This is a genomic window from Lysobacter xanthus (assembly GCF_047159895.1).
In genome coordinates, this window is the sequence record NZ_BAAGAB020000001.1 from 61,370 (window position 1) to 86,619 (window position 25,250).

A 25,250-nucleotide genomic window follows, 5' to 3' on the forward strand; every position below is an offset into this window, starting at 1 on the left:
CCATCGGGCGGAATGCCCGACTCGAACGTACGCTCGCGTGCGGCGGGCGACAAGGCCCTGCGCCCGGGTCGTGATGCGCGTCGCACGGCATCGGCGACAATCGCCCGATGGAGACCTCCCTCGTGACGCTCACCGGCGGCTGCCATTGCGGCCGCGTCCGCTTCGAGGTCGACGCCCCGGCCGCGCCCGTGGTGCTCGACTGCAACTGTTCGATCTGCAGGATGAGCGGCTTCCTGCATCTCATCGTGCCCGCCACGCGGTTCCGCCTGCAGGCGGGCGACGACGCGCTCGCCGACTACCGCTTCGGCACCGGTGCCGCGCGCCACCTCTTCTGCGGCCATTGTGGGATCAAGAGCTTCTACGTGCCGCGCAGCCATCCCGATGGCTACAGCGTCAACGCGCGCTGCCTGCCCGCGCTGAGACTCGAGGACGTGCGCATCGTTCCGTTCGACGACGGCGATCGCGACGCCTCGATGGCCGCGCTCCGCGACGTCGGACTCTGAACATTTCAGGTGCGCGCACGGCCCGCGTCGCGTCCGCCCGGCGCCGCCTTTCGCGCGGGGAAAACGCGGCGGCGCGCACGCTGTGCATGCCGTCCATGCCGGGCGGGACGCCGAAGGACGGGATGGACGCGATCGAGGGGCTGCGACTGTTGCTGGTGGAGGACGAGTTCGTGCTCGCCCTCGGCCTGTCGGACGTGCTGGGCGATGCCGGCGCGGTCGTGCTCGGTCCGGTCGCGACCGTGGAGGACGCGCTCGCGCTCGTCGAGCGCGTTCCGGAGATGGACGGCGCGGTGCTCGACGTCAACCTCGGCGACGAGGTCGTCTATCCCGTGGCCGATGCGCTCACGGCGCGCGGCATTCCGTTCCTGTTCTCCACCGCGAACGATCCCGGCCGCCTGCCCGAGCGTTTCGCGCGCGTGCCGGTCTGCCGCAAGCCGTTCGAGATCGACACGATCCATGCGGCGGTGGCGGCCCTGCGCGGGGATCCGCCGCGCCGCGTCGCCTGACGCGCTGCACGACTGCTGACACCACGCTGTCAGCAGGCACCTTCGACACTCACGGCACGACGCAGCCGCGTCGCGACCTGAAGGAGCCGTCCATGTCGCGCAAGATCACGTTCCATTACGCCCCGCATTCCCGCGCCACCTGCACGCTCGCGCTGCTCGAGGCGCTGGGCGCCGACTACGAGCTGCGCGTGCTCGACCTCAAGGCCGGCGAGCAGAGGCAGCCCGCGTATCTCGCGATCAATCCGCTGGGGAAGGTGCCCGCGATCGAGCACGGCGACGCCGTGGTGACCGAGCAGGTCGCGATCCTCGTCTACCTCGCCGACCTCTACTCCGACGCCGGCCTCGCGCCCGCACTCGACGATCCGCTGCGCGGGCCCTACCTGCGCTGGTCGGTGTTCTACGCCGCGAGCTTCGAGCCGGCCATCGTCGACCGCGCGCAGCAGCGCGACGGCGGACCGGCGATGAGTTCGGCCTACGGCGACTACGACGCGGTGATGGACGCGCTCGAGGCGCAGCTCGCCCTCGGCCCGTACCTGCTCGGCGAACGCTTCACCGCGGCCGACGTGCTGTGGGGCACGGCGCTGCGCTGGGCCCTCGCGTTCGGGCTCGCGCCGGATCGCGCCGTGTTCCGCGATTACGTCGCGCGGGTCACGGCATTGCCAGCGATCGAACGCGCGACCGCGCTCGACGCACGGCATGCGGCCCTGCAGGCCGGCGAGGCCGTCGCCGCCTGAGGTCCGCCGCGGCATGCACGGCTACACTGCCTGCATGCGTCGCGCCGACCGCCTGTTCCTGCTGGTGAACGCACTGCGCGGCCGACGCCGCGCGGTGCCCGCGCGCAACCTCGCGGACACGCTCGGCGTCTCCCTGCGGACGGTGTACCGGGATGTCGCCGACCTGCAGCGCTCCGGCGTGCCGATCGAGGGCGAGGCGGGGGTCGGCTACGTGCTACGGCACGGCGCGGAGATTCCGCCGCTGATGTTCGATGCGCAGGAGATCGAGGCGGTGGTGGTCGGCATCCGTTTCGCCCGCGCGTTCGCGGGCAACCGCATCAGCGACGGCGCGTCGCGCGCGATGCTCAAGATCGAGGCTGCGATCCCCGCGCACATCCGCGAGTCGGCTGATCGCACCGCGATCCTGGCGCCCGATTGCCGCGGCGAGTCCACGCGCGAGTTCGGCGACCTGCTCGATCGCCTCAACGAGGCGATCGGCGCGCGCCGCGTGCTGCGCATCGCCTATACGCGCGAGGACGGCGCGGCCAGCACGCGCGAGATCGAGCCGCTGTGCATCGTCTTCTGGGGCGGCTCGTGGACGCTCGGCGGCTGGTGCCGCCTGCGCGGCGGTTTCCGGCAGTTCCGGCTCGGCCGGATCGTCGACCTGCAGCCCACCGGCGAGGTGGCGGCGGCGGATCCCCGGCGAAGCCTGGAGACGCTGCTGCGCGAAGTGCGCGGGCCGCGTGAGGCCCCGCGGGACGCCGCTACGCGCGACGCCCTGCCCGCCTGATCACCAACCGATGCCCGGCGGGTACTCCGCGATCACCGGCGCGAGGTCGACCAGCATCCAGTAGCCCTCGCGCGTCTCGAACGACGGCGGCAGCATCTCCGCGCGCATCGGCTTGCCGAGCGGCGTGACACAGCTGGAGAGGTGGACGGAGACGGCCTGTCGCGCCGCATCGGTCACGTCCGCCAGGCGCTGCGCTTCGGTCACGCAGCCCATGAAGTCCGGCAGCGTGATCGAGTAGTGGCGGTTCTCGTCCCGCTCGATGAAGGCGAAATATTGCATGCGGAAAGCTTCCCGCCGGCGGCGCTAAGCGGCCGTGACGACCCGGCGTTCCGGCTGGGCAACGCGTCACGGAACCGGCCCGGGCCGTCGCCGCTCGTGCAGGTGCAGCACGCACCGGTGGCGCCGACGGCGCCGGAATGCCGCCGGTCGGCCCGGACCGCCGTCCACGCTGTTGCCGGGCCCCGAGCCTTTACCGGACGGGCCAGCGGCCGTGTAACGCAATACAGTCGGTGGAGCGGCCGGTTTCACGTCGACAAGACGCCGCCCGCCTAATGTCCATGCGCCCCCGCCTCCGGAGCCGTCATGCTGATCTACGACCGTCGTCGTTGCCGCCCGATGCCCAACGCCGAAGTCCGCCGCCGGCTGACCCTCGCCCAGCGCGCCAAGCTGAGCTGGCTCGAATCGACCGGCTGGGAGCTGATGTTCGTCCGCGGCGAGCCCGGGCACGCGTTCATCCGCCACGACGCGGAAGGCCAGGCGGCCATCACCGCCGACGGCCGCGTGCTGACGGTGCGCAGCCTCACCGCGCGCGCCTCGGAGCGGCCGACCGCCGACGCCGTTCCGGTCGTCGCCGCCGCCTGACGATCGGCGGCCCGCGCCGGGTCCGCATGGACGTCGCGACGATCCGCCGGGCGCGTCCCGAGGACGCCGCGCGATTGTCGGGGTTGATGCGGCGGCTGTTCCTCGAGGCCTATGGCGACTGCAGCACGCCCGGGAATGTCGTGGCCTGCATGGACGCCGCCTTCTCCCCGGCGCGCCAGGCGGTGGAACTCGCCGATCCCCACCGCGCCTGCTGGGTCGCCGAAGCCGGCGATCACTGGCTCGGCTACGCGCAGGGCCGCTTCGATCCACCGCCGGCGGAAGGCTGCGCCTTCGTCCGTCCGGCGCAACTCCATCGTCTGTACCTCGCCCGCGAGGCGCAGGGCAGCGGCCTCGGGGCGCGCCTGCTCGCCACCGTGCGCGACGAGGCCCGTCGCCGCGGCGCCGACGGGCTCTGGCTGAGCGTCTGGCAACGCGCCCCCGGCCCGATCTCGTTCTACCAGCGCTTGGGCTTCCGCATCGTTGGCCGTGCCGTGTTCGAGGTGGGCGACGACCCGCTGGAGGACTGGATCATGGCGGCGCCGATCGACGCCGCCGTCGACGCCTGAGCGCCGGGCGCCGCGCGAGCGGCCACAATGACGGTCGACGCCACGCAAGGCCGATCCGCGCACTGCGCGGTTCGCTCCCGCCCTCCGCCGCTCCGTCGCACCGCGGTCGACGCCGCGCCCGGCGCCCGCCAGTGTCGCCGCACCGAACGAACGGACCACCCCGTGATCAAGAGCACCGCCTTCATCCTGCGCATCTGCGCCGCCTGGTTCCTGCTGCTGACGCTGTTCACCGGGCTCTACTCCGGCATCCCTTTCATTGGTCAGTGGGAATTTCCCGCCGTCCTCGTCGATATGGCGGTCGCGGCCTTCGTGGTCGCCGGGACCCTCTCCCACCTGCGACGGGTGCGCCTCGTTGCCGGCCACATCGATGGCGGCACGCTCGGCAACCGCCACCGGCGCCAGATCGAGATCCCGTTCGAGGCCGGCGAGGCGTTCGACCTGCTGGACGCGGCGATCCGCGAACTGCCCGGAATCGAGCGCGTGGACAGCGCGCGCGACAGCCTGCAGATCCGGGCGCGCGTGCGCCGGCCGGTCACCTACAGCACGAGCCCGCTGGGGCGCTGGAACCCGCTGTCGGGCTTCGGCACGCACCACAACCAGATCCTCGCGACGGTCACCCCGACGCACGAGTCCGGCAGCGTGACGCTGATCTGCGAGCCGCAGATCGGCGCCTGGAGCGACTGGTTCCTCGTCGACGACGGCACGAATCTCGAAAACGCGGAAGCGATCGGCCGCGCGATCACGCGACGCGTCGCCGCCAAGCGCCGGGGCGAGCAGGATGCCGCCGCGCGCACCGCGACCGAGAAGGAGCTCACCGTCGCGCGGCTCAACCTGCTGCACGCGCAGGTGGAGCCGCACTTCCTCTACAACACGCTGGCGAGCGCGCAGCTGCTCACCCGCAGCGACCCGCCGCGCGCTGAAGAGATGCTCGGCCACCTGATCCAGTACCTGCGCCATTCGCTGCCGCGCACGGAGGACGAGCAGTCGACGCTCGGCGCCGAACTCGAGCGCGCGCTCGCCTACCTCGAGATCATGAAAGTGCGGATGGGCGCGCGGCTCGACGTGCAGGTCGACGTGCCGGAGCGCCTGCGCGCCACCGCGATGCCGCCGATGATGCTGCAGACCCTCGTGGAGAACGCGGTCAAGCATGGACTGGAGCCGCGCACCGGTGGCGGCACGATCTGGATCCGCGCGCGGCGCAGCGAGGACCACGTCGCGGTCACCGTGGCGGACGACGGCGAAGGCCTGTCCGGCAAGACCAGCGGCACCGGCATCGGCCTGAAGAACGTGCGGGAACGCCTGCGCTTGGTGTACGACGGCGCGGCCTCGCTCGCGGTGGTGGCGAACTTCCCCGCCGGCGTCGCCGCCACGCTGAGCGTGCCGGCAGAGCAGGAGGTCGCGCACCATGGTTGAGTCGCCCGCCACCTGCGTCGTCGCCGAGGACGAGGCGCTGCTGCGCGCCGCGCTCGTCGAGCAGCTGCAGCGCGCATGGCCGACGCTGCGGGTCGTCGCCGAATGCGAGGACGGCGCGGATGCGCTCGAGGCGATCGCCGAGCATCGTCCCGACGTCGCCTTCCTCGACATCCGCATGCCGGGCCTGACCGGCCTGGAGGTCGCGCGTGCCGCGGCGGAAGCGAGTCCGCGCACGCGCATCGTCTTCGTGACCGCCTACGACCAGCACGCGATCGACGCCTTCGAGCACGGCGCGGTCGACTACCTGCTCAAGCCGGTGGTGCCCGATCGCCTCGCCGCCACCGTGCGACGCGTGCGCGAACGGCTCGGCGACGATCGCGACGATGCCCTCGCCGCCCTGCTCGCACGGCTCGGCACCGCGCTGCCGCGCAGCGAGCCGGCGCCCGAGCCGCTGACCTGGCTGACCGCCAGCGCCGGTCGCGAGACGCGGCTGATCCTCGTCGAGGAAGTCGCCTACTTCCGCGCGGACCACAAGTACACGACGGTGGTGACCGCCGACGGCGAGGCGCTGCTGCGGACGTCGCTGCGCGAGCTGCTGGGTCGGCTGGATCCGGGGACGTTCAAGCAGGTGCATCGCTCGACGGTCGTGAACATGAAGGCCGTGGCCGGGATCACGCGCGACGAGACCGGGCGCGGCACGCTGCGCCTGCGCGGACGCCCCGAGACGCTCACGGTGAGCGCGGCCTTCATGGCGCTGTTCCGGCCCGCGTGAACACGTTCGGCGGACGCAAAAAAAGCCCCGCTCTCGCGGGGCTTCTTGTGTTCCGGCCGTGGATCAGCGGCCGAAGATCTGCGAGATGATGCCCGTGGCGACCTGCACCAGGTAGAAGTTGCGCGAGTCCTGGTACGGACGCACCCAGACCGTACCCGGCGGCGGCGCCATCAGGTCATAGTCGCGGTAGTCGCGGACGTAGTAGCGGTCGTCGAGATAGTTTCGCGGCAGGCGCTCGCCGCGTGCCCACATCTGCTTCTTCTGACCCAGGTGCAGACCGTTGTCGTGGCGGCCCTCGGCCTTCCACGACGCGCCGCGGGTGTCGACCCGCGTATCCACGCGGACGCCCGGGACCGGCAGCACGACGGTGTCGTGGCCGCCCTTGGCATGCACCTGCGCCTTGCCGTGCGCCTGCGCCTTGCCGTGGCCCTGGCCATGCCCGTTGCCTGCGAAGGCGGGGCCGGCGAGCAGGAGCGCGGCGATCGTCGATGCGAGAACCATGCGGTTCATGTCGTCTCTCCTCGTGGGATGTGGGATGCACCCTAGCCGGTCGGGCCTGAACGCGTCATGCAGACGGCCCCGAGGCTTCAGGTTGCGCTGGTCCGTGGCTCAGCGACGTGAGGCGCATGTGCACGACGTGCCAGCACGGCGCGTTCTAACGGCGCCGCGACCTACCGCTCGCGGGCGGCTTACGAAACCGGTGCGAGTCTGTCAGCCCCTACGCAGCGGAGCGCGCCATGACCATGCAGAAGTCCTCGAACGAATCCGACCGCGGCACCGCGAGCGGCAGTCGCGAGCCCTATTCCGGCCCGGGCGACGGGCGCGACGGCGAGAACCGCCTGCACGACGTCGAGCTGAGCGCCCGCGGCGAGTCGCTCGAGGACCGGCAGCGCGACCGCGCGAGCAACGGTGTGCCCGGCGGTCAGGACGATTCGATCACCACGCGCAAGCACCAGGGCGACGACGACCGCTACGGCGTCTCCCGCGGGGACTGAGCCCGACGCGCGGCGGTCACTCGCCGCCGCGCACCACCTGTCCGTTCTTCATGACGAACGACGGACGCTCGGTCGCGCGGATGTCGGTCAGCACGTTGCCGGGCACCGCGACGATGTCGGCGGCCTTGCCGGCCTCGAGGGTGCCGGTATCCGCGTCGACGCCCAGCAGCTTCGCGGCGCCGATGCTGCTGGTCATCAGCGCCGCTGCCGGCGCCATGCCGACCGCGACGTAATCGCCGAACTCGCGGCCGTTCAGGCCGTGCGGGAAGACCGCGGCATCGGTGCCCAGTGCGATCGGCGTGCCGATGCGGATGGCGTTGCGCAGCATCGTCTCGTGCGACGTGTAGGCCGCGTGCGCCTTCGCCGCGATCTTCGGCGGGTAACCGGCCAACTTGCTCTCCGTCCACAGCAGCGTGGTGCGCGTAGGCACGAGATAGACGCCCTTCTGCTTCATCAGCTGCAGCGTGGAGGCGGTGAGGAAGCTGCCGTGCTCGATGGAGTCGACGCCCGCCTCGATGGCCAGGCGGGCCGCGGTGTCACCATGCGCGTGCGCGGCGACCTTGCGGCCCCAGTTGTGCGCCTCGGAGACGATCGCCTTGAGCTCGTCTGGCGTGAGCTGCGGCACGTCGACCGGATCGGATTCGCTGAGAACGCCGCCCGACGCGCAGATCTTGATCACGTCCGCGCCGTACTTCATCTGCAGGCGCGTCGCCTCGCGGCACTGCTCGGGCCCGTTGCAGACGCCTTCCATCGGCGTCGACGGAATCACCCGATGCGTCGGATACGGCGCGCTGTCGCAATGCCCGCCGGTCGAGCCGATCGCATGGCCGGCGACGATCATCTTCGGCCCGGTGGCGTAGCCGCCGTTGACCGCATTGCGCAGGGCGACATCGACGAAGTCGCCGGCGCCGAGCACGCGGATCGTGGTGAAACCGGCGTCCAGCGTGACCTTGGCATTGCGCTGCGCATGGAAGGCCTGCTCGGCGGGGAAGCGCATCATTCCGTTGTAGATGCCCGCGGCCCAGTCGTCGTCGTGGTCGTCGGCGATGTGCGTATGCGCGTCGATGAAGCCCGGCAGCAGCGTCGCGTCGCCGAGGTCGATCACCCGCGCGCCGTCCGGCACCGCGGCGTTGGCGCCGACGGCCACGATGCGCTCGCCCTGCACCACCACCATGCCGTTGTCGACCATCCGGCCGCTGCGGCCGTCGAACAGGTGCGCGGCCTTGAGCACGATCGGGCGGACCGCCGCCGGCGCGGCGGCCTGCGCATGGCCCGGCGACGTGGCCGCGAGGCCGGTGACGAGGAGGCCCGCGGCGAGGAGGCCGACGGAAAGAGGCGCGAGGCGAAGGGTCATGCGGTCGGACCGGTCGGGTGGAAGCCCCGAGTGTAGGCGCGCACCGCGCCGCAGCACCCGTGCCGGGCGTCCCGGATCAGTCGCAGTGCAGGGCGCCGCGGACCCGCCGCGCCGCATCGTCGAACTCGGCGGGGACGCGCTTGTCGATGCGGTCGGAGGCGCAACCGTAGGTCTGCGCGTAGTCCTGGCCCGCCGCGCGCAGCCGCGGCGCAAGACGGCGGCGCGTCGCGGCGTCGAGCGGCGCCCACGGATCGTCGTACTCGCGGTCGACCATCGGGCTGCGCCAGCCGAAGCGGCGCTCGATGCGCGCGCGCAGCACCCCGGCGTCGGTCGCGCGCATCACCGCCTCGTCGAGCACACCGGCGGGCCAGGCGCCGGGCCAGCCCGCGATCACGCGGATCTCGTGCGTCAGGAACAGGCTGCGGCGCGCGACGCGGTCGTACGCCGCGAGCAGCGTCGCCCGATCGGCATCGGCGAGCTCGCCCATGCGGTCGGCGGACACGTCGGGCTCGGCGATCGACGCGTCGAGGTCGAACGACGAAGCGAGCCGCTTCACCAGCGCCGGCAGGCGCGGGTCGTGCGGCGCGAGCGTCGTCAGGGCGTGCAGCAGGAACAGGCAGTCCTCGACGCCGCGACGGGTGCAGCCGTCGACGTAGAGCTCGCCGGCGAGGCGGTCGGCAAGGAAGCCGCGCAGCTCGGCGAGGCCCGCGGCGTCCGGCCGCGTCTCCTCGTCGAACGCCCCGTCGGGCACGCAGTCGTGGAACCCGGACCAGCCGTAGTGGTTCTGCCACTGGAAACTCACCGGCGTGCGCAGCGCCTCGACCAGCGGATCGCCCGTCGAGCGCCAGGCGCTGTCGGGCAAGCAGGCGAACAGGGTGGTCATCGCGCGCGCGTGCGTCGACCAGGTCGGGTCCGGCCAGTAGGGAAGGCCGTAGCCGTTGGGTGGGTCGGTTGGATCGCTGCTCCTGCTGCGAGGCCAGATGCGCTCCCACAGCCGCGCCGCGTCGGACGGTCGCTGCCAGCCGAACAGGTCCCACGTGCCCGCCTGGTTCATCAGCAGCCCGTGCGCGGAGCCCGTCGTCGTCGCGAAGTCCGGCATGCGCATCAATGCGAGCAGGCGATCGCGGTCGAGCGTCCGCCACGTGGCCGGCAGCCGCTTCACGTAGGTGCGCTGCGGTTCGAGGACGGCGTCCGCCTCGGCCACGATCGCCGCGACCTCCGCGGGCGACAGCGCGTCGGGCAGCGGCGGTGTGTCCGCGGTCAGGCGCGCCGGCGCGGCCGCGAGGGGGGCGGCGACGGCGAGCAGCAGCGCGCAGGCGTAACAACGGAACGACGGGCTGCGCATGGGCTCTCCCCGGCCACGGGCACCCCGCGAGTCTACGGCCACGGCCGCTGACGAACGCCCCCCTGACCTCGGGCACATCCGGCGTTAATGCACGGCCCCCACAATGCCCGGCATGCGTCGCCCTCCCCTTCCCGTGCTCGTCCTCGCCCTCCTGCTGCTCACGCCGCAGGTGCAGGCGCGCACGGTCTATCGGTGCCTGCGCGACGGCACGGTCAGCCTGTCCACCGCGCCCGAGCCCGGCTCGCGCTGCGAGAAGAAGACGTTCAAGGACGACCCGGGCAAGGTGCCGAACCTCTGGGGCGCGCTCGGCGTGGTGAAGGGCAACCTCTACGAACGCCAGCAGCACGGCGTGACCGTCTACGGCACGCGCAAGCTGCCGGGCGCGACCAAGGTCATGAGCTTCACGGTCGAAACCCCGCCCGGCGAGCCGGCGCACACCGGCCTCGGCCAGGTCGGCACGCCGCGCATCGATCGCTTCGCCAAGCAATTCAAGGCGGCGTCGAAGAAGACCGGCGTCGACGACGCCTACCTGCGCGCCATCGCGCATGCCGAGAGCGGCTTCGACGCGACCGCGGTGTCGCCGAAGGGTGCGGTGGGCGTGATGCAGCTGATGCCGGCGACCGCGCGCGAGTTCGGCGTCGCCGATCCGACATCGCCCGAACAGTCCATCGATGGCGCGGCCCGGATGATCCGGCAGCTGGTCGCGCGCTATCGGGGCGACCTGCGCCTCGTCGCCGCGGCCTACAACGCGGGCTCGGGCGTCGTCGCCCGCTACGGCGGCGTGCCGCCGTACCGCGAGACGCAGCAGTACCTCGCGAAGGTCGAAGCGCTGTACGTGCGCTATCGCAGCGCGCTCGGCCAGGCGCCGAAGGCCTTCGACGGCCGCGAGCCGTTGCGCGCCGCGCAGTAAGGCGCGCATCGCTGCCCGCATACTCGGCGGGTGAACGATTTTCTCGCCGGTCCCGTGTCGTCGGTCGCCGCGGTCCCGATCGCGGCATGGCTGGCGGTCGCGGCGGTGATGGCGATGCAGCGTGTCGCGCGCCGCTTCGGCCTGTGGATCTACGCCCTGTTCGCGCTGCCCGGCACGTTCGCGCACGAACTCGCGCATTACGGCGTGGCCCTGCTGCTCGCCGCGCGGCCGCGGCTGCCGCGTCTGTGGCCCGAGCGCGCCGCGACGGGCTGGCGGCTCGGCTCGGTCGCCTTCCAGGCGCCGTGGTGGCGCGCGGGGCCGATCGCGCTGGCGCCCGTGTTGTTGCTGCCCGGTGCGCTGGCATGGACCATCGTCTTCGTCGCGACCGCGCACGGCGCGATGCTGGCGCTGCATGCATGGATCGCCGGCACGCTGCTCGGCGCGGCGCTGCCCTCGCGCGCGGACCTGCGCATCGCGATGCCCTTTCTCGCCGTGCTGGCAGGACTGGTGGCCGTCGCCGCTGTCGCATGGAGGGGCGGCCTCGTCCGCGCCTGATTCACGCGCCATGCCGACAATCGGCCGATGCCTGCCCCGACCGGACCCCGCCGCGCCGCGCCGCCGCTGCGCGAACGCCTCGACGCCCTGCGCAACCTCCGGCCGTTCCTGAGACAGATCTGGGCGACGAGCCCGCGCCTCGCGCTCGCGAGCCTCGCGCTGCGCCTCGTGCAGGCGCTGGTGCCGGTCGCGCTGCTCTACGTCGGCAAGCTCATCATCGACGAGGCGATCCGTCTCGCCGGCCTGCATCCGGCCGCCGATCTCCCAGCGCTGTGGTCGTCCGGCGCTTTGGATTCGCTGGCCGGCCTCGTCGCGCTCGAGTTCGCGCTCGCGGTCGGCTCGGACCTGCTCGCCCGCGGCGCGAGCTACGCCGACGGCCTGCTGTCGGAGCTCTTCACCAACGCCACCAGCATCCGGTTGATGGAGCACGCGGCGACGCTCGACCTCGAGGACTTTGAGGACCCGGACCTGCAGGACCGCCTCGATCGCGCGCGACGGCAGACGATGGGCCGCATGAACCTGCTCGGCCAGCTGTTCGGGCAGGCGCAGGACGCGATCACCGTGGTGAGCTTCGCGATCGGCCTCGTGGCGTATGCGCCGTGGCTGATGGCGATGCTCGCGGTGGCGCTCGTGCCCGCCTTCATCGGCGAGTCGCACTTCAATGCGCTCGGCTATTCGCTCAACTTCCAGTGGACGCCGGAGCGCCGCCAGCTCGAGTACCTGCGTCAGACCGGCGCGAGCGCCGACACCGCGAAGGAAGTGAAGATCTTCGGGCTGCACCGCTTCCTGATCGACCGCTTCCGCACGCTGGCCGACCGCTTCTTCACCGCGAACCGCGCGCTCGCGCGTCGCCGTGCCGCCTGGGGCACGCTGCTCGCCGCGCTCGGCACGCTCGGCTACTACGTCGCCTATGCCTACATCGTCTGGCGCACGGTGAAGGGCGACTTCTCCATCGGCGACCTCACCTTCCTCGCCGGCAGCTTCCGCCGCCTGCGCCAACTGCTCGAAGGCCTGCTGATCGGCTTCTCGCAGGTGGCCGGACAAGCCCTCTACCTCGACGACCTGTTCTCGTTCTTCGCGATCGAGGCCGAGATCACCTCGCCCGTGGATCCGGCGCCGTTCCCGAACCCGATCGAGCGTGGCTTCGTCTTCGAGAACGTGGGCTTCCGCTACCCGGACGCGGAGCGCTGGGCGCTGCGCGGGCTCGATTTCGAGTTGCGTGCCGGCGAAGTGCTCGCGCTGGTCGGCGAGAACGGGGCCGGCAAGACCACGCTGGTGAAGCTGCTCGCGCGCCTGTACGAGCCCGACGAGGGCCGGATCCTGCTCGACGGCCGCGACCTGCGCGACTACGACCTCGACGACCTGCGCGGCAACGTCGGCGTGATCTTCCAGGACTTCGTTCGCTACCACCTGACCGCGCGCGAGAACATCGGCGTGGGCCGGCTGGAGGCGATGGACGACGACGCGCGCATCCGCGACGCCGCGCGACGCGCGATGGCCGACGAGGTGATCGAAGCGCTGCCGCTGCAGTACGACCAGATGATCGGACGGCGCTTCAACACCGGGGTCGACCTGTCCGGCGGCCAGTGGCAGAAGATCGCGATCGCCCGGGCCTACATGCGCGATGCGCAGGTCATGATCCTCGACGAGCCGACCGCCGCGCTCGACGCGCGCGCCGAATTCGAGGTCTTCCAGCGCTTCAAGGAGCTGGGCGCGGGGCGCACCGCGGTGCTGATCTCCCACCGCTTCAGCAGCGTGCGCATGGCCGATCGCATCCTCGTGCTGGGCGGCGGCAAGGTGGAAGCCTCGGGCACCCACGACGAGCTGATGGCGCAGCGGGGACGCTATGCCGAGCTGTTCGAGCTGCAGGCCGCGGGCTACCGCTGAGCGTCGCCCCCGGGGCGGGACGCCGACGCGTGAACGATCCTTCACGCGGTGTCGGGCGATGCCCGATACGCGAATGGGGGTGATCGGCTGCATCCGGACCGCGGCCGGCGGCGTAAGGAAGGGCACGTCGATCCGACGTTCCTTCCACCGCGGAGCCCCACCATGAAGCACAGCCTGCTCGCCGTCGCCCTTCTCTCGTCGCTGACCCTCGCCGCCTGCAGCAAGCCGGCGACCGACACGGCCGCCGATACGGCCGCCGCCGACGCCGCCGCTGCCCCGGCCGACGCCGCGGCGACCACCGAAGCGCCGATGCCCGAGGCGACGACCGCCGAAGCGGCGATGCCGGCTGCGAACCCGATGGTCGGCGGCGCGCCGATGTATGCCGAGAAGGACATCGTCGACAACGCCGTCAATTCCAAGGACCACACCACGCTCGTCGCCGCGGTCAAGGCCGCCGGCCTCGTCGACACGCTGAAGGGCGCCGGCCCGTTCACCGTGTTCGCGCCGACCAATGCCGCGTTCGACAAGCTGCCCAAGGGCACCGTCGACACGCTGCTCAAGCCCGACATGAAGGGCGACCTGACCAAGGTGCTGACCTACCACGTCGTCTCCGGCAAGGTCGACGCCGCCGCGCTGAAGCAGCAGATCGCCGCCGGCAACGGCACCGCGACGCTCACCACCGTGCAGGGCGGCACGCTGACCGCGAAGGACGACGGCGCCGGCGGCATCGTGCTCACCGACGCGAAGGGCGGCCAGTCGAAGGTCACCATCGCCGACGTCATGCAGAAGAACGGCGTCATCCACGTCGTCGACACCGTGCTCATGCCGTAACGCGCACGCTCCAGGATCGATCCGCCGGACCTCGTCGACCGGCGTCTCGTGGGGACGGAGGGCAACCTCCGTCCCTTTTTTCATGTCCGTCGCCGGACGGCGACGCAATGCGGAGGGTGCACCGATGCCGGGATGGCTGCAGGCCGGACTGTGGGGCTGGCTGGCGGGAAGCGCGCTGCTGCTGGGCGCGGCGGTCGGCTACCTGGTGCGCGTGCCGCAGCGCGCGATCGCCGCGGTGATGGCCTTCGGCAGCGGCGTGCTGATCTCCACGCTGTCCTTCGAGCTGATGGACGAGGCCTTCCAGCGCGGCGGCCTGTGGCCGACCGGGCTCGGCTTCCTGCTCGGCGCGGGGCTGTACACCGGCGTCGACCTCCTGCTCGCGCGGCGCGGCGCCAAGCACCGCAAGCGCAGCGGCCCGCACCAGCCCACCGAATCGCAGCAGGCCGGCAGCGGACTCGCCATCGCCGCGGGCGCGCTGCTCGACGGCATCCCCGAGTCGATGGTCATCGGCCTGAGCCTGCTCAAGGGCGGCGTCGTGAGCCTCGTCGCGGTGGTCGCCATCTTCCTGTCGAACCTGCCGGAAGGGCTGTCGAGCGCGGCGGGCATGCGTCGGGCGGGCCGCGGCGCCGGCTACGTCTTCGGCGTCTGGGGCGCCATCGCGGCGATCTCCGGCCTCGCCGCCATCGCCGGCTTCGGACTGTTCGACGGCCGCCCGCCTGAGGCCGTGGCCGCCACGACCGCGATCGCCGCCGGCGCGATCCTCGCGATGCTGGTGGACACGATGATCCCGGAGGCGTTCGAGGTCGCGCACGACTACGCCGGGCTGGTCACGGTCGCGGGATTCCTCGCGGCGTTCGCGCTCAGCAAGTACGCCTGACCCACCGGTGCCCCGGTCCGGTCGGCCTGCACGGCGTTTCGTCGCGCGGGCGGTGACGCACGCGCGCGGCGTCGGCATCCTCCGGCCCGTCGCCCCGTCCGTGAACCGCCATGCGCCGCGCGCTCCGCACGTCCCTGTTCGTCCTCGCCCTCGCCGCCAGCGCGGCCACGCTGGCCGCCGCGGTCATCGCCGGGCCCTACGTGGTGCGCGTGCGCCATGTTCGCGCCGACCCGGCGGCGGGCTTCCGATCGGACTACTTCCTCTACGTGCCGCCGACGCGTGCCGTCGATGCGCGCGGCGTCGGCGCCCTGCTGGTGCAGCCGAACAATTCCGGCACCACCTCCGACGACCGCGGTGTGCACCTGCGCGATGCCTGGTGGACGGGCCTGGAACGACGCCGCATCGCCGACCGTCTCGGCGTCGCCCTGCTGGTGCCCGCCTTCCCGCGCACCGCGAGCGACTGGCGCGTCTACACGCATGCGCTCGACCGCGACTGCTTCACGACGCGCGATCCGGAGCTCGCGCGGCCGGACCTGCAACTCGTCGCGATGGTCGACGATGCGCGCCGGCGCCTCGCCGCGGAAGGACGGCCGGTCGACGTGCGCATCCTGCTGCAGGGCTTCTCCGCGAGCGGCATGTTCGCCAACCGCTTCACCGCGCTGCATCCGGCGCGGGTGCGCGCGTCGACGTCGGGCTCGCCCGGCGGCTGGCCGATCGCACCCGTGGCCGAGGCCGCTGGCGTGGCGATGCGGTATCCGGCCGGCATCGCCGACCTCGCGACCCTCACCGGTCGACGGTTCGACGCGGCCGCGTTCGCACGGGTGCCGCAACTCGTCTACATGGGCGACGCGGACGACAACGACTCGCTCGACTTCGAGGACGGCTGGGAGCGGCCGGTCGCGGACGACCTCGAGCGTCGATACGGCGCGACGCCGATGGCGCGCTGGACCGCCGCCCGGGCGCTGTACCGGGACGCCGCGCCCGCCGCGCGCTTCGAGCTCGTGCCGGGCGTCGGCCACGACCGCAAGGCGCTGCAGGACCGCTCGACGGCCTTCCTCGCCACGATCCTCGCGCAGGACGGCCGGCGCCTGGCGGTCCAGTGAGGGACGGGGCCGCCACGCGGACGTGCCCTGCGACGCCCGCACGCACTGCCGCATGCCGTTTTCCCGCGCACGAGGCCGCTAACCGCCGCCGCGGAGGCCGGCCCCGGCGCTGAATCGCACGCGCCCGCGCGGGCACGGTCTCCCCGGTTCTGCGGGATAATTCGGGCTCGCCGCCGGGCATCGCCCGGCCTCCCGTCCGCACCGCGCGCACCGCCGGTCGCCGGACCGCCTCCGTCTCCCGGCCCGCATGACGAACTCCGCCCACCGCAAGCCCCTGCCCGGCACCCCGCTGCACTGGTTCGACGCCCGCGAGGCCGTCGAGGCGCTCAAGCCCGGTGCGTGGGCGACGCTGCCCTACACCTCGCGCGTGCATGCCGAGAACCTGGTGCGACGGGCCGAGCCGCACATGCTGTCGGCCTACCTCGAGCAGCTGATCGAGCGCCGCCGCGACCTCGACTTCCCCTGGTTCCCGGTGCGCGTGGTCTGCCACGACATCCTGGGCCAGACCGCGCTGGTCGACCTCGCCGGCCTGCGCGACGCGATCGCCGAGCGCGGCGGCGACCCGGCGCAGATCAATCCGGTGGTGCCGACGCAGCTGATCGTCGACCACTCGCTCGCCGTCGAGTGCGGCGGCTACGACCCCGACGCGTTCACCAAGAACCGGGCGATCGAGGAGCGCCGCAACGAGGACCGCTTCCACTTCATCGAGTGGACGAAGCACGCATTCAAGAACGTCGACGTGATCCCGCCGGGCAACGGGATCATGCACCAGATCAACCTGGAGAAGATGTCGCCGGTGGTCTACGTGCAGGATGGCGTGGCGTTCCCGGACACGTGCGTCGGCACCGACTCGCACACACCGCACGTGGACGCGCTCGGTGTGATCGCCGTCGGCGTCGGCGGACTGGAAGCCGAGAGCGTGATGCTCGGCCGCGCCTCGTGGATGCGCCTGCCCGAGATCGTCGGCGTCGAGCTGACCGGCCGGCCGCAGGAAGGCATCACCGCCACCGACGTCGTGCTCGCGCTCACCGAATTCCTGCGTCAGTCCAAGGTGGTCGGCGCCTACCTGGAGTTCCGCGGCGAAGGCGCACGCGCGCTTACCCTGGGCGACCGCGCCACGATCTCCAACATGGCGCCGGAATACGGCGCGACCGCGGCGATGTTCGCGATCGACGACAACACGCTCGACTACCTGCGCCTGACCGGCCGCGAGGAGCAGCAGGTCGCGCTCGTCGAGACGTACGCGAAGGCCGCGGGCCTGTGGGCCGACGACCTCGTCGACGCCGTCTACGAGCGCAGCCTCACGTTCGACCTGTCGGGCGTGGTGCGCAACATGGCCGGCCCGTCCAATCCGCATCGCCGCCTGCCGACGAGCCTGCTCGCCGAGCGCGGCATCGCGAAGGATCTCGACGCCGCGCGCGCGCAGGAAGCGCAGGGCCTGATGCCCGACGGCGCGGTGATCATCGCGGCGATCACCAGCTGCACGAACACGTCCAATCCGCGGAACGTCATCGCCGCCGGCCTGCTCGCGAAAAAGGCGAACGAGCTCGGCCTCGTGCGCAAGCCGTGGGTGAAGACGTCGCTGGCGCCTGGCTCGAAGGCCGTCGAGCTGTACCTGCAGGATTCCGGGCTGCTGCCGCATCTGGAGGCGCTCGGCTTCGGCATCGTCGGCTTCGCCTGCACGACGTGCAACGGCATGAGCGGCGCGCTCGATCCGGCCATCCAGCAGGAAATCATCGAGCGCGACCTGTACGCGACCGCCGTGCTGTCGGGCAACCGCAACTTCGACGGCCGCATCCATCCCTACGCCAAGCAGGCGTTCCTGGCCTCGCCGCCGCTGGTGGTGGCGTACGCGCTCGCCGGCACCATCCGTTTCGACATCGAGAAGGACGTGCTCGGTACCGGCAGCAACGGCCTGCCCGTGACGCTCAAGGACCTCTGGCCGACGGATGCGGAGATCGATGCGATCGCCCGCGAGCACGTGAAGCCCGAGCAGTTCCGGCGCGTCTATGGCCCCATGTTCAACGTGCGCGTGGAGAACGGCGCGCCGGTGAGTCCGCTCTACGACTGGCGTGCGCAGTCCACCTACATCCGTCGTCCGCCGTACTGGGAAGGCGCGCTGGCCGGCGAGCGCGCGCTGACGGGCATGCGCCCGCTGGCGGTACTCGGCGACAACATCACCACCGACCACCTGTCGCCGTCCAACGCGATCATGCTCGACAGCGCGGCGGGCGAATACCTCGCGAAGATGGGCGTGCCGGAGGAGGACTTCAATTCCTACGCGACGCACCGTGGCGACCATCTCACCGCGCAGCGCGCGACGTTCGCCAACCCGAAGCTTCTCAACGAGATGGTGCGCAACGACGACGGCAGCGTGCGCCAGGGGTCGCTCGCGCGCATCGAGCCCGAGGGCACGGTCACGCGCATGTGGGAGGCGATCGAGACCTACATGGAGCGCCGGCAGCCGCTGATCATCGTGGCCGGCGCCGACTACGGGCAGGGCAGCTCGCGTGACTGGGCGGCCAAGGGCGTCCGGCTCGCCGGCGTCGAGGCGATCGTCGCCGAAGGCTTCGAGCGCATCCACCGCACCAACCTGATCGGCATGGGCGTGCTGCCGCTGGAGTTCCAGCCGGGCACCACGCGCCTGACGCTCGGCCTCGACGGCACGGAGACCTACGACGTCGTCGGCGAGCGCACGCCGCGCGCGACGCTGACGCTGGTCGTGCGTCGCCGCGACGGCAGCACGATCGAGGCGCCGGTGACGTGCCGCCTCGACACCGCCGAGGAAGTCTCCATCTACGACGCCGGCGGCGTGCTGCAGCGCTTCGCCAACGACTTCCTCGAAGGCAACCGCGCCGCGGCCTGATCCCGCGGCATCCCACCGTCCCGATCCACGACGCGAGGCCCGACATGAGCGACGCCACCGGTACCGTCCGCCTGCACCGCGTGCTGCGCGCGCCCGCCGCAAAGATCTATCGCGCGTTCCTCGAGCCCGCGGCGATGGCGAAGTGGCTGCCGCCGCATGGCTTCACGGCGCAGGTCGAGCACATGGACGCACGCGTCGGCGGCACGTTCCGGATGGCGTTCACCAACTTCGGCACGGGTTCGGTGCAATCGTTCGGCGGCGAATACCTCGAGCTGGTGCCGGAGCAGCGCATCCGCTACAGCGACCGCTTCGACGATCCGAACCTCCCGGGCACGATGGAGACCGTCGTCGAGCTGCGCACGGTGATGTGCGGCACCGACGTCTCGATCGTGCAGTCGGGCATCCCGGCCGCCATTCCGGTCGAGTTCTGCTACCTCGGCTGGCAGGAATCGCTCGAGCAGCTCGCGCGCCTGGTCGAGCCGAACATTCCCGACGCCTGAAACCCTCCGACGACATGCCCATGACCGCACGGCCGCAGCTCCGCATTCCCGCCACCTACATGCGCGGCGGCACGTCCAAGGGCGTGTTCTTCCGCCTCGACGACCTGCCCGAGGCCGCACGCGTGCCGGGCGCCGCACGCGATGCGCTGCTGATGCGCGTGATCGGCTCGCCCGACCCCTACGGCAAGCACACCGACGGCATGGGCGGTGCGACGTCGAGCACGAGCAAGTGCGTGATCCTGTCGAAGTCGGACGTGCCCGGACACGACGTCGACTACCTCTACGGGCAGGTGTCCATCGACACCGCCTTCGTCGACTGGTCCGGCAACTGCGGCAACCTGTCGTCCGCCGTCGGCCCCTTCGCGATCGCGAACGGCCTCGTCGATCCGTCGCGCGTGCCGGAGAACGGCACGTGCACGGTGCGCATCTGGCAGGCGAACATCGGCAAGACGATCGTGGCGCACGTGCCGGTGGTCGACGGCGACGTGCAGGAGACCGGCGACTTCGAGCTCGACGGCGTGACGTTCCCGGCGGCGGAGATCGCGCTCGAATTCGTCGACCCGTCGGACGACGGCGATTCGGGCGCGATGTTCCCCACCGGCAACCTCGTCGACGTGCTCGACGTCCCCGGCGTCGGCCGCTTCGACGTCACGATGATCACCGCCGGCATCCCGACGGTCTTCCTGCGCGCGGCCGACCTCGGCTTCGACGGCACCGAGCTGCAGGGCGCGGTCAACGAGGATGGCGCGCTGCTGGCGAAGCTCGAAGCCATCCGCGCGCATGGCGCGCTGCGCATGGGCCTGATCGACGACGTGTCCAAGGCCGTCACCCGGCAGCACACGCCGAAGGTGGCGTGGGTCGCGCCGGCGAAGCATTACACCGCCTCCAGCGGCAAGGCCATCGCCGCGACCGACGTCGACCTGCTCGCCCGTGCGATGTCGATGGGCAAGCTGCACCACGCGATGATGGGCACCGCGTCCGTGGCGATCGCGACGGCCGCCGCAGTGCCGGGCACGCTGGTCAACGCGGCGGCGGGCGGCGGCGAACGCAGCGTGGTGCGCTTCGGCCATCCGTCCGGGACGCTGCGCGTCGGCGCCGACGTGTCACTGGTCGACGGCCGCTGGAGGGTCACGCGTGCGGTGATGAGCCGCAGCGCGCGCGTGCTGATGGACGGCGCGGTGCGCGTGCCGGCCGACACGCTCGACTGACGGCTCAGTCCGAGACGCGGTTGCGGCCGCCGCTCTTGGCGCGGTAGAGCGCGCCGTCGACCTGGCCGAGGATGCCTTCGAGCAACTCGCCCTTCGCCGCGGCGATCACGCCGATGCTGACGCTGACGCGCCCGTCCGGCGTGTCCTCGTGCGGAATCCCGAGGGCGAGCGCGGCGACGCGGATGCGCTCGGCGACCGCGAGCGTCGTCTCCAGGTCCGCATCGGGCAGCAGCACGACGAACTCCTCGCCGCCGACGCGCGCGATGCGGTCGGACGTGTCGCGGAGGCACGCTTGCGCGGCGCCGGCGACGCGACGCAGCACACGGTCGCCGAGCGGATGGCCGTAGCGGTCGTTGAAGGCCTTGAAGTGGTCCACATCGAACGAGATGACGCCCAGCGGCGCGTGGAGTTCGCCTTCGCGGCCGATGAGTTCGTCGCAGGCGCCGCGGAAGCCACGCACGTTCAGCGTCGCGGTCAACGCATCGGTCCGGCTGACACGCTCGAGTTCGAGGTTCGCCGCGCGCAGCTCCAGCGTCCGCGCGTGGATCTCCTGCTCCTGCCGTTCGACCGCGGCACGCAGCGAATCGGCCAGCTGGCGTTCGCGCTCCACCGCATCGAGCAGGTCTCCGTGTACGCAATCGAGCCGTGCCGCCAGTTTCGATACCTCGATCGCGATGGGGCGCAGTTCGCCCGGGATCGACTCGATCGGCATGTCGGCGGCACGCCCGCCGTTCGCGATCGTGTGCAGCCGGTCGAACACCGCCCGCGCGACACGTTCGAGCCGTCGCATCTGCCAGCCGGCGACGATCAGGGCCCCCGCCACCGCCAGCACCAGCACGCCGAGCATCGAGGCGGCCTGCCGCAGCAGCGTCGCCAGCACGGGCGCCCGCGGCGTGAACAGCACCACGCGCCAACCCGAGTGCAGCTGCGTCCACGCGGTCCAGGCGTCGCCGCCATCGCGGAGCACGCCGGGGCACAGCCGGGCCACCGTCACGCCGTCGGCCGACTCCCGCCCCTGCAGGAAGCACGCGTCGGTCACCTTCTGCAGGAAGGCCTGCGGCAGGCCCTCGCTCGCGTTCACGACGTGCCCCGTTCGATCGACGATCAGCATCTCCTGACGACGCGTGCGCAGGACGGACGAACGCAGGCGGGCGAACGAATCGATGCGGATGGACCCCTCGACGATGCCGGAGACCGACCCGTCCCGCATGATCGGCGCCGACACGGCGACGATCGGATCACTGCCGAGCCCACGGCCGACGAAGGCATTGGAGACGTAGGGCTCGAGGCTGTTGATCGCGCCCCTGAAGTAGTCGCGGTCGGCGACGCTCTGGCCGACCGCGAGGGCGGCGACCCGTGCCGGCTCGGCCGCGACGATGCGGCCGGTCGCGTTGGTCGCGAGCACGGTGATGAAGGTCGGATACCGCTCGATCAGCGCCGGAAGGTGCGGAAGCTCGTGATTTACGGAAGCCTCGTCCGCGACCAGCGCCGCCGCCGACGCGTGCTCCTGCATGAACTGGTCGATCGAGGTGGCGGTCAGGCGCGTCGCCACGCGCAACTGTTCGCGCAGGTTCGACTCCGCCGTGCGGAAGTCCGACCACAGCTGCAGCAGGCCGAACAGCAGCGCCGGCAGGAACACCGCGACGGCGAGCAGCCGGTTGAAACGGGAGCGCAGGGTTGCCGCGGCGCGTCCGTCGTGCGCGGCGCGCTGCGTGTTGGCGTCCTCGACCGCGACGGCGGTGGCGATGGTCATGAGGGGTCTTCCCGGGGTCGGAGGTCTTATCGGCCGCCGGCGCCGCGCCTTGAGCGGAGCGTCCGGGCCGCCCCCCTAGACTGCGGCCATGAACTGGCTCGCCCACCTCCACCTCGCCGGGCCCGGCGCTGCCGCGATGGTCGGCGCGCTGCTCGGCGACTTCGCGCTGGGCTCCAGCGGGCTCGACCGCTTCGGCATCGTCGAGCGCGCCGAGATCCTCCGCCACCGCCGCATCGACCGCTTCACCGACACCCATCCGGACGTCGCCGCGCTGCGGGGATCGTTCGGCGACGGCCGGCGCCGCTTCGCGGGCATCGCGATCGACGTCTATTTCGACCATTGCCTCGCGCGCGACTGGGCGCGCTGGAGCGACGAGCCGCTCGACACCTTCACCGCACGCGCCTACGCGGCGCTCGCCGCGCGCCTCGACACGCTGCCGCCCCGCCTGCAGTCGCTCGCGCCGCGCATGGCGGCGGACGACTGGCTGGGCGGCTACCGCGAGCGGGCGAACGTGGATGTCGCGGTGAGGCGCATCGCCACGCGCCTGTCCCGCCACGGCGAGCGGCTGGCGGCCTGCCTCGACGACCTGCGCACGCTCGAGCCGGCGGCGCGGGACACGTTCGACGCCTTCTATCCGGAACTGGTCGCCTTCGTCGCGCACGACCGCGCGCCGTTCGCCCGTCCATGACCGCCGCGGCCGTACAAGGGTCGCCCCGCCCGCGGCGCGCGTCCCATGGCCCAACGACCCGGTCTGTTCCCCACGTTCTTCCTCTCCGGCTTCGAATGCTCGACGTTCGAATGGCGCGGCCGCGGCCGGCGCGACCTCGTGGACGAGACGCAGCACCGCGAGCACGCGCATGAGGACTACCGGTTCCTGCGCAGCCTGGGCATCGCCGTGGCGCGCGAAGGCATCCCGTGGCCGCTGGTCGACCACGCCGGCACGTACGACTTCCGCCACGTCGACACCGTCATCGAGGCGATGAACGCCGCCCAGGTGCGGCCGATCTGGGACCTCTGCCACTACGGCTATCCCGACGACGTCGATCCGTTCGATGCCGGCTTCGTCGACCGCTTCGCGCGCTACTGCCGCGCCGCGGCACGCTACGTGAGCGAACGCGTCGACGGGCCGCGCTTCTTCACCCCGATCAACGAGATCACCTTCTGGGGGTTCTGCGGTGGCGAATGGGGCTGGGCCGCACCGTTCGGGCAGGACCGCGAGACGCGCAAGCGCTTCCGCCTCGTGCTCTGCGAGGCGGCGATCGCCGGGGTGCGTGCGATCCGCGAGGTCGACCCGGACGCGCGCATGGTGCACGTCGAGCCCGTCATCCAGGTGGTGCCGCCACGCGACCGCCCCGACCTCGCCGACGAGGCCGAGCGCGAGATGGTGGACGACGCCTGCTTCGCCTGGGACGTGCTCTACGGCGCGAAGCATCCCGAACTCGGCGGCACGCCGGAGATTCTCGATATCGTCGGTGCGAACTGCTACTCCTTCGGGCAGATGGAGTACCGCGAGAACGGGCCGCACATGGCGCTCGAACCCACGGACGACCGCGTGCGCCCGCTGTGCGACCTGCTCGAGCGCGTCTGGAAGCGCTACGAGCGGCCGATGCTCATCTCCGAGACGAGCGGCCTGCGCGACGGGCGCCCGGCGTGGCTCGACGACGTGATGCAGGAATCGATGGCCGCCGTGAACCGGGGCATCGACCTGCACGGCATCTGCCTCTTCCCCGCGGTCGACATGCCTGACTGGCATACCGGCGAGTGGCTGCACAACGGCATCTGCGACGTGGTCGATGAGGGCGGCCGGCTGCGGCGCGTGCCGTTCGCGCCGTACGTCGACGCGCTGCGACGCTGGCAGAAGGAGCTCAACCGGGTGACGGAACTCGATGCCGATCCCTTCAGCGATCCGGTCGAGCTGCAGGACGTGATCGATGCCGCGCGCCGCCGCGGCACGCAGGCCGACCAGGACTGGCACTGACCGCGGTTCATTTACGAAGCCGCACGGACGCACGCGTAAGCTGTCGCCGTCCCCCGACCGCGAGACCGCCCATGTCGCCCACGCTCCGCACCACGGCTCTTGCCGCACTCGTCCTCGCACTGGCCGGTTGCGCCACCGCGCCCGCAGGCGGCGCCCTCGCGGTCGGCACGCAGGCGACGGTGGACGGCCGCGTGCGCAGCGTCGACACCGCGCCGTGGGCCTATGACGGCAACGCGACCGTGGTGGTCACGACGCCGGACGGCGACGTGCGCGTGCAGCTGCCGGCGCGCTGGAACCTGTGCAAGGCCGCGCCGGTCGAGGGCGTGCAGGGCTTCGCCGCGGGCGACCGCGTGCGCGCCACGGGCACGGTGAACGCGCCGGGCGAGATCACCGTCTGCGAGCGCGCCGAGCATCGCCTCGTGCGCCTGCCGTGAGCCGCGCGCCATGACCTTCGCCCGCATCACGCCCTGCCTGTGGTTCAGCGACGCCGCCGAAGCCGCGGTGGCGCAGTACACGCAGGTGTTTCCGAATTCGCGCGTCGGCCGCGTGCTGCGCTACGACCCGGCGGCGGCGCGCCAGGCGGGCCGACCGGTCGGCAGCGTGCTCACCATCGAGTTCGAGCTGGACGGCCAGCCGTTCACCGCACTCAACGGTGGGCCGCTGTTCCGCTTCAACGAATCGATTTCGTTCGTGGTGCAGTGCGCCTCGCAGGACGAAATCGACCACTACTGGTCGGCGCTCGGCGCGGGTGGCGATCCCACCGCGCAGCAATGCGGCTGGCTCAAGGATCGCTTCGGCGTCTCGTGGCAGATCGTGCCGACGCAGCTGCCCGAATGGCTGTCCGACCCCGAACCGGCGCGCGCCTCGCGGGTGATGCGCGCGATGCTCGCGATGCGCCGGCTGGACATCGCCGCGCTCGAGGCCGCGCACCGCGGCGCCTGAGGTGCGCCGCAGGTCGACGCGT

At 71.8% G+C, this 25,250-nt stretch carries 27 protein-coding genes; 22 read left to right on the forward strand and 5 right to left on the reverse strand.

The genetic code is table 11. The features are described 5' to 3' along the window. The first annotated feature begins 107 nt into the window (after window positions 1-107). From ACY35P_RS00330 to ACY35P_RS00345, 4 genes are all read left to right on the forward strand, one after another. A complete protein-coding gene (locus ACY35P_RS00330; protein ID WP_462113820.1) occupies window positions 108-503 on the forward strand; it encodes a GFA family protein in 396 nt (131 codons plus the stop codon). Between the two features lie 122 nt (window positions 504-625). Then, window positions 626-1,009 carry a response regulator gene (locus ACY35P_RS00335; RefSeq protein ID WP_462113821.1) on the forward strand — a complete coding sequence of 128 codons (384 nt, stop codon included), beginning with the start codon at window positions 626-628 and terminating at the stop codon, window positions 1,007-1,009. A 92-nt stretch (window positions 1,010-1,101) separates the two neighbouring features. Further along, complete coding sequence (locus ACY35P_RS00340; RefSeq protein WP_462113822.1) at window positions 1,102-1,743, forward strand: glutathione S-transferase family protein; 642 nt, start codon at window positions 1,102-1,104, stop codon at window positions 1,741-1,743. A gap of 34 nt (window positions 1,744-1,777) precedes the next feature. After that, the gene (locus ACY35P_RS00345; RefSeq protein ID WP_462113823.1) at window positions 1,778-2,512 is read left to right on the forward strand and encodes a helix-turn-helix transcriptional regulator; all 735 of its coding nucleotides are present in this window, start codon (window positions 1,778-1,780) and stop codon (window positions 2,510-2,512) included. Here the strand turns inward: ACY35P_RS00345 and ACY35P_RS00350 are convergent, their stop codons facing one another. Beyond that, window positions 2,513-2,791, reverse strand: coding sequence for a type II toxin-antitoxin system HicB family antitoxin (locus tag ACY35P_RS00350; protein ID WP_462113824.1), 279 nt, complete (start codon window positions 2,789-2,791; stop codon window positions 2,513-2,515). It lies immediately after the preceding gene. 303 nt (window positions 2,792-3,094) lie between these two features. Here ACY35P_RS00350 and ACY35P_RS00355 point away from each other — a divergent pair, with 303 nt between their 5' ends. The 4 genes from ACY35P_RS00355 to ACY35P_RS00370 all read left to right on the forward strand — a co-directional run bounded on the left by ACY35P_RS00355 (window position 3,095) and on the right by ACY35P_RS00370 (window position 6,124). After that, a complete protein-coding gene (locus ACY35P_RS00355) occupies window positions 3,095-3,373 on the forward strand; it encodes a hypothetical protein (protein WP_462113825.1) in 279 nt (92 codons plus the stop codon). 26 nt (window positions 3,374-3,399) lie between these two features. Further along, a complete protein-coding gene (locus tag ACY35P_RS00360; RefSeq protein WP_462113826.1) occupies window positions 3,400-3,939 on the forward strand; it encodes a GNAT family N-acetyltransferase in 540 nt (179 codons plus the stop codon). A gap of 162 nt (window positions 3,940-4,101) precedes the next feature. Beyond that, window positions 4,102-5,352, forward strand: coding sequence for a sensor histidine kinase (locus tag ACY35P_RS00365; protein WP_462113827.1), 1,251 nt, complete (start codon window positions 4,102-4,104; stop codon window positions 5,350-5,352). Next, entirely contained in the window at window positions 5,345-6,124 is a 780-nt protein-coding gene (locus tag ACY35P_RS00370) for a LytR/AlgR family response regulator transcription factor (protein WP_462113828.1), read from the forward strand. The genes ACY35P_RS00365 and ACY35P_RS00370 overlap by 8 nt, the downstream gene beginning before the upstream one ends. 63 nt (window positions 6,125-6,187) lie before the next feature. Here ACY35P_RS00370 and ACY35P_RS00375 read toward each other — a convergent pair whose 3' ends face one another. Next, window positions 6,188-6,634 carry an RcnB family protein gene (locus ACY35P_RS00375; RefSeq protein ID WP_462113829.1) on the reverse strand — a complete coding sequence of 149 codons (447 nt, stop codon included), beginning with the start codon at window positions 6,632-6,634 and terminating at the stop codon, window positions 6,188-6,190. Between the two features lie 227 nt (window positions 6,635-6,861). On the opposite strand from ACY35P_RS00375, the gene ACY35P_RS00380 reads away from it, so the two are divergent. Then, window positions 6,862-7,119 carry a hypothetical protein gene (locus tag ACY35P_RS00380; protein ID WP_462113830.1) on the forward strand — a complete coding sequence of 86 codons (258 nt, stop codon included), beginning with the start codon at window positions 6,862-6,864 and terminating at the stop codon, window positions 7,117-7,119. 16 nt (window positions 7,120-7,135) lie between these two features. Here ACY35P_RS00380 and ACY35P_RS00385 read toward each other — a convergent pair whose 3' ends face one another. Continuing rightward, window positions 7,136-8,473 carry a metal-dependent hydrolase family protein gene (locus tag ACY35P_RS00385; RefSeq protein ID WP_462113831.1) on the reverse strand — a complete coding sequence of 446 codons (1,338 nt, stop codon included), beginning with the start codon at window positions 8,471-8,473 and terminating at the stop codon, window positions 7,136-7,138. Between the two features lie 76 nt (window positions 8,474-8,549). Further along, window positions 8,550-9,818, reverse strand: coding sequence for a hypothetical protein (locus ACY35P_RS00390; RefSeq protein WP_462113832.1), 1,269 nt, complete (start codon window positions 9,816-9,818; stop codon window positions 8,550-8,552). A 112-nt stretch (window positions 9,819-9,930) separates the two neighbouring features. Here ACY35P_RS00390 and ACY35P_RS00395 point away from each other — a divergent pair, with 112 nt between their 5' ends. The 9 genes from ACY35P_RS00395 to prpF all read left to right on the forward strand — a co-directional run bounded on the left by ACY35P_RS00395 (window position 9,931) and on the right by prpF (window position 20,555). Next, window positions 9,931-10,728 carry a lytic transglycosylase domain-containing protein gene (locus tag ACY35P_RS00395; RefSeq protein ID WP_462113833.1) on the forward strand — a complete coding sequence of 266 codons (798 nt, stop codon included), beginning with the start codon at window positions 9,931-9,933 and terminating at the stop codon, window positions 10,726-10,728. Window positions 10,729-10,758: 30 nt separating this feature from the next. After that, the gene (locus ACY35P_RS00400) at window positions 10,759-11,283 is read left to right on the forward strand and encodes a hypothetical protein (protein ID WP_462113834.1); all 525 of its coding nucleotides are present in this window, start codon (window positions 10,759-10,761) and stop codon (window positions 11,281-11,283) included. Between the two features lie 27 nt (window positions 11,284-11,310). Further along, the gene (locus ACY35P_RS00405; protein WP_462113835.1) at window positions 11,311-13,170 is read left to right on the forward strand and encodes an ABC transporter ATP-binding protein; all 1,860 of its coding nucleotides are present in this window, start codon (window positions 11,311-11,313) and stop codon (window positions 13,168-13,170) included. A gap of 309 nt (window positions 13,171-13,479) precedes the next feature. Beyond that, window positions 13,480-14,001, forward strand: a complete 522-nt coding sequence (locus ACY35P_RS00410) for a fasciclin domain-containing protein (RefSeq protein WP_462114011.1) — start codon at window positions 13,480-13,482, stop codon at window positions 13,999-14,001. Between the two features lie 124 nt (window positions 14,002-14,125). Next, entirely contained in the window at window positions 14,126-14,878 is a 753-nt protein-coding gene (locus ACY35P_RS00415) for a ZIP family metal transporter (RefSeq protein WP_462113836.1), read from the forward strand. A 110-nt stretch (window positions 14,879-14,988) separates the two neighbouring features. Beyond that, a complete protein-coding gene (locus ACY35P_RS00420) occupies window positions 14,989-15,981 on the forward strand; it encodes an alpha/beta hydrolase family protein (RefSeq protein ID WP_462113837.1) in 993 nt (330 codons plus the stop codon). 247 nt (window positions 15,982-16,228) lie between these two features. After that, a complete protein-coding gene (acnD, locus tag ACY35P_RS00425) occupies window positions 16,229-18,847 on the forward strand; it encodes a Fe/S-dependent 2-methylisocitrate dehydratase AcnD (RefSeq protein WP_462113838.1) in 2,619 nt (872 codons plus the stop codon). A 44-nt stretch (window positions 18,848-18,891) separates the two neighbouring features. Then, window positions 18,892-19,347, forward strand: coding sequence for an SRPBCC family protein (locus ACY35P_RS00430; RefSeq protein WP_462113839.1), 456 nt, complete (start codon window positions 18,892-18,894; stop codon window positions 19,345-19,347). A gap of 20 nt (window positions 19,348-19,367) precedes the next feature. Beyond that, the gene (prpF, locus tag ACY35P_RS00435) at window positions 19,368-20,555 is read left to right on the forward strand and encodes a 2-methylaconitate cis-trans isomerase PrpF (RefSeq protein WP_462113840.1); all 1,188 of its coding nucleotides are present in this window, start codon (window positions 19,368-19,370) and stop codon (window positions 20,553-20,555) included. 4 nt (window positions 20,556-20,559) lie between these two features. Here the strand turns inward: prpF and ACY35P_RS00440 are convergent, their stop codons facing one another. Continuing rightward, window positions 20,560-22,308, reverse strand: a complete 1,749-nt coding sequence (locus ACY35P_RS00440; protein WP_462113841.1) for a sensor domain-containing diguanylate cyclase — start codon at window positions 22,306-22,308, stop codon at window positions 20,560-20,562. Between the two features lie 88 nt (window positions 22,309-22,396). Between ACY35P_RS00440 and ACY35P_RS00445 the strand changes: the two genes are divergently transcribed. From ACY35P_RS00445 to ACY35P_RS00460, 4 genes are all read left to right on the forward strand, one after another. Then, window positions 22,397-22,996, forward strand: a complete 600-nt coding sequence (locus tag ACY35P_RS00445) for an acyl carrier protein phosphodiesterase (RefSeq protein WP_462113842.1) — start codon at window positions 22,397-22,399, stop codon at window positions 22,994-22,996. Between the two features lie 45 nt (window positions 22,997-23,041). Further along, window positions 23,042-24,286: a glycoside hydrolase family 1 protein gene (locus ACY35P_RS00450; protein WP_462113843.1), complete on the forward strand. Its 1,245-nt coding sequence runs from the start codon at window positions 23,042-23,044 to the stop codon at window positions 24,284-24,286. A gap of 71 nt (window positions 24,287-24,357) precedes the next feature. Beyond that, a complete protein-coding gene (locus ACY35P_RS00455) occupies window positions 24,358-24,720 on the forward strand; it encodes a hypothetical protein (protein WP_462113844.1) in 363 nt (120 codons plus the stop codon). A 10-nt stretch (window positions 24,721-24,730) separates the two neighbouring features. Then, window positions 24,731-25,228, forward strand: coding sequence for a VOC family protein (locus ACY35P_RS00460; RefSeq protein ID WP_462113845.1), 498 nt, complete (start codon window positions 24,731-24,733; stop codon window positions 25,226-25,228). Window positions 25,229-25,250: the final 22 nt, after the last annotated feature.

Bases quoted from the DNA above. Each gene is read 5' to 3' on its own strand.
- ACY35P_RS00330 (WP_462113820.1), top strand. From the start codon at position 108: ATGGAGACCTCCCTCGTGACGCTCACCGGCGGCTGCCATTGCGGCCGC.
- ACY35P_RS00335 (WP_462113821.1), top strand. From the start codon at position 626: ATGGACGCGATCGAGGGGCTGCGACTGTTGCTGGTGGAGGACGAGTTC.
- ACY35P_RS00340 (WP_462113822.1), top strand. From the start codon at position 1,102: ATGTCGCGCAAGATCACGTTCCATTACGCCCCGCATTCCCGCGCCACC.
- ACY35P_RS00345 (WP_462113823.1), top strand. From the start codon at position 1,778: ATGCGTCGCGCCGACCGCCTGTTCCTGCTGGTGAACGCACTGCGCGGC.
- ACY35P_RS00350 (WP_462113824.1), bottom strand. From the start codon at position 2,791: ATGCAATATTTCGCCTTCATCGAGCGGGACGAGAACCGCCACTACTCG.
- ACY35P_RS00355 (WP_462113825.1), top strand. From the start codon at position 3,095: ATGCTGATCTACGACCGTCGTCGTTGCCGCCCGATGCCCAACGCCGAA.
- ACY35P_RS00360 (WP_462113826.1), top strand. From the start codon at position 3,400: ATGGACGTCGCGACGATCCGCCGGGCGCGTCCCGAGGACGCCGCGCGA.
- ACY35P_RS00370 (WP_462113828.1), top strand. From the start codon at position 5,345: ATGGTTGAGTCGCCCGCCACCTGCGTCGTCGCCGAGGACGAGGCGCTG.
- ACY35P_RS00375 (WP_462113829.1), bottom strand. From the start codon at position 6,634: ATGAACCGCATGGTTCTCGCATCGACGATCGCCGCGCTCCTGCTCGCC.
- ACY35P_RS00380 (WP_462113830.1), top strand. From the start codon at position 6,862: ATGACCATGCAGAAGTCCTCGAACGAATCCGACCGCGGCACCGCGAGC.
- ACY35P_RS00385 (WP_462113831.1), bottom strand. From the start codon at position 8,473: ATGACCCTTCGCCTCGCGCCTCTTTCCGTCGGCCTCCTCGCCGCGGGC.
- ACY35P_RS00390 (WP_462113832.1), bottom strand. From the start codon at position 9,818: ATGCGCAGCCCGTCGTTCCGTTGTTACGCCTGCGCGCTGCTGCTCGCC.
- ACY35P_RS00395 (WP_462113833.1), top strand. From the start codon at position 9,931: ATGCGTCGCCCTCCCCTTCCCGTGCTCGTCCTCGCCCTCCTGCTGCTC.
- ACY35P_RS00405 (WP_462113835.1), top strand. From the start codon at position 11,311: ATGCCTGCCCCGACCGGACCCCGCCGCGCCGCGCCGCCGCTGCGCGAA.
- ACY35P_RS00410 (WP_462114011.1), top strand. From the start codon at position 13,480: ATGCCCGAGGCGACGACCGCCGAAGCGGCGATGCCGGCTGCGAACCCG.
- ACY35P_RS00415 (WP_462113836.1), top strand. From the start codon at position 14,126: ATGCCGGGATGGCTGCAGGCCGGACTGTGGGGCTGGCTGGCGGGAAGC.
- ACY35P_RS00420 (WP_462113837.1), top strand. From the start codon at position 14,989: ATGCGCCGCGCGCTCCGCACGTCCCTGTTCGTCCTCGCCCTCGCCGCC.
- acnD (WP_462113838.1), top strand. From the start codon at position 16,229: ATGACGAACTCCGCCCACCGCAAGCCCCTGCCCGGCACCCCGCTGCAC.
- ACY35P_RS00430 (WP_462113839.1), top strand. From the start codon at position 18,892: ATGAGCGACGCCACCGGTACCGTCCGCCTGCACCGCGTGCTGCGCGCG.
- prpF (WP_462113840.1), top strand. From the start codon at position 19,368: ATGACCGCACGGCCGCAGCTCCGCATTCCCGCCACCTACATGCGCGGC.
- ACY35P_RS00440 (WP_462113841.1), bottom strand. From the start codon at position 22,308: ATGACCATCGCCACCGCCGTCGCGGTCGAGGACGCCAACACGCAGCGC.
- ACY35P_RS00445 (WP_462113842.1), top strand. From the start codon at position 22,397: ATGAACTGGCTCGCCCACCTCCACCTCGCCGGGCCCGGCGCTGCCGCG.
- ACY35P_RS00450 (WP_462113843.1), top strand. From the start codon at position 23,042: ATGGCCCAACGACCCGGTCTGTTCCCCACGTTCTTCCTCTCCGGCTTC.
- ACY35P_RS00455 (WP_462113844.1), top strand. From the start codon at position 24,358: ATGTCGCCCACGCTCCGCACCACGGCTCTTGCCGCACTCGTCCTCGCA.
- ACY35P_RS00460 (WP_462113845.1), top strand. From the start codon at position 24,731: ATGACCTTCGCCCGCATCACGCCCTGCCTGTGGTTCAGCGACGCCGCC.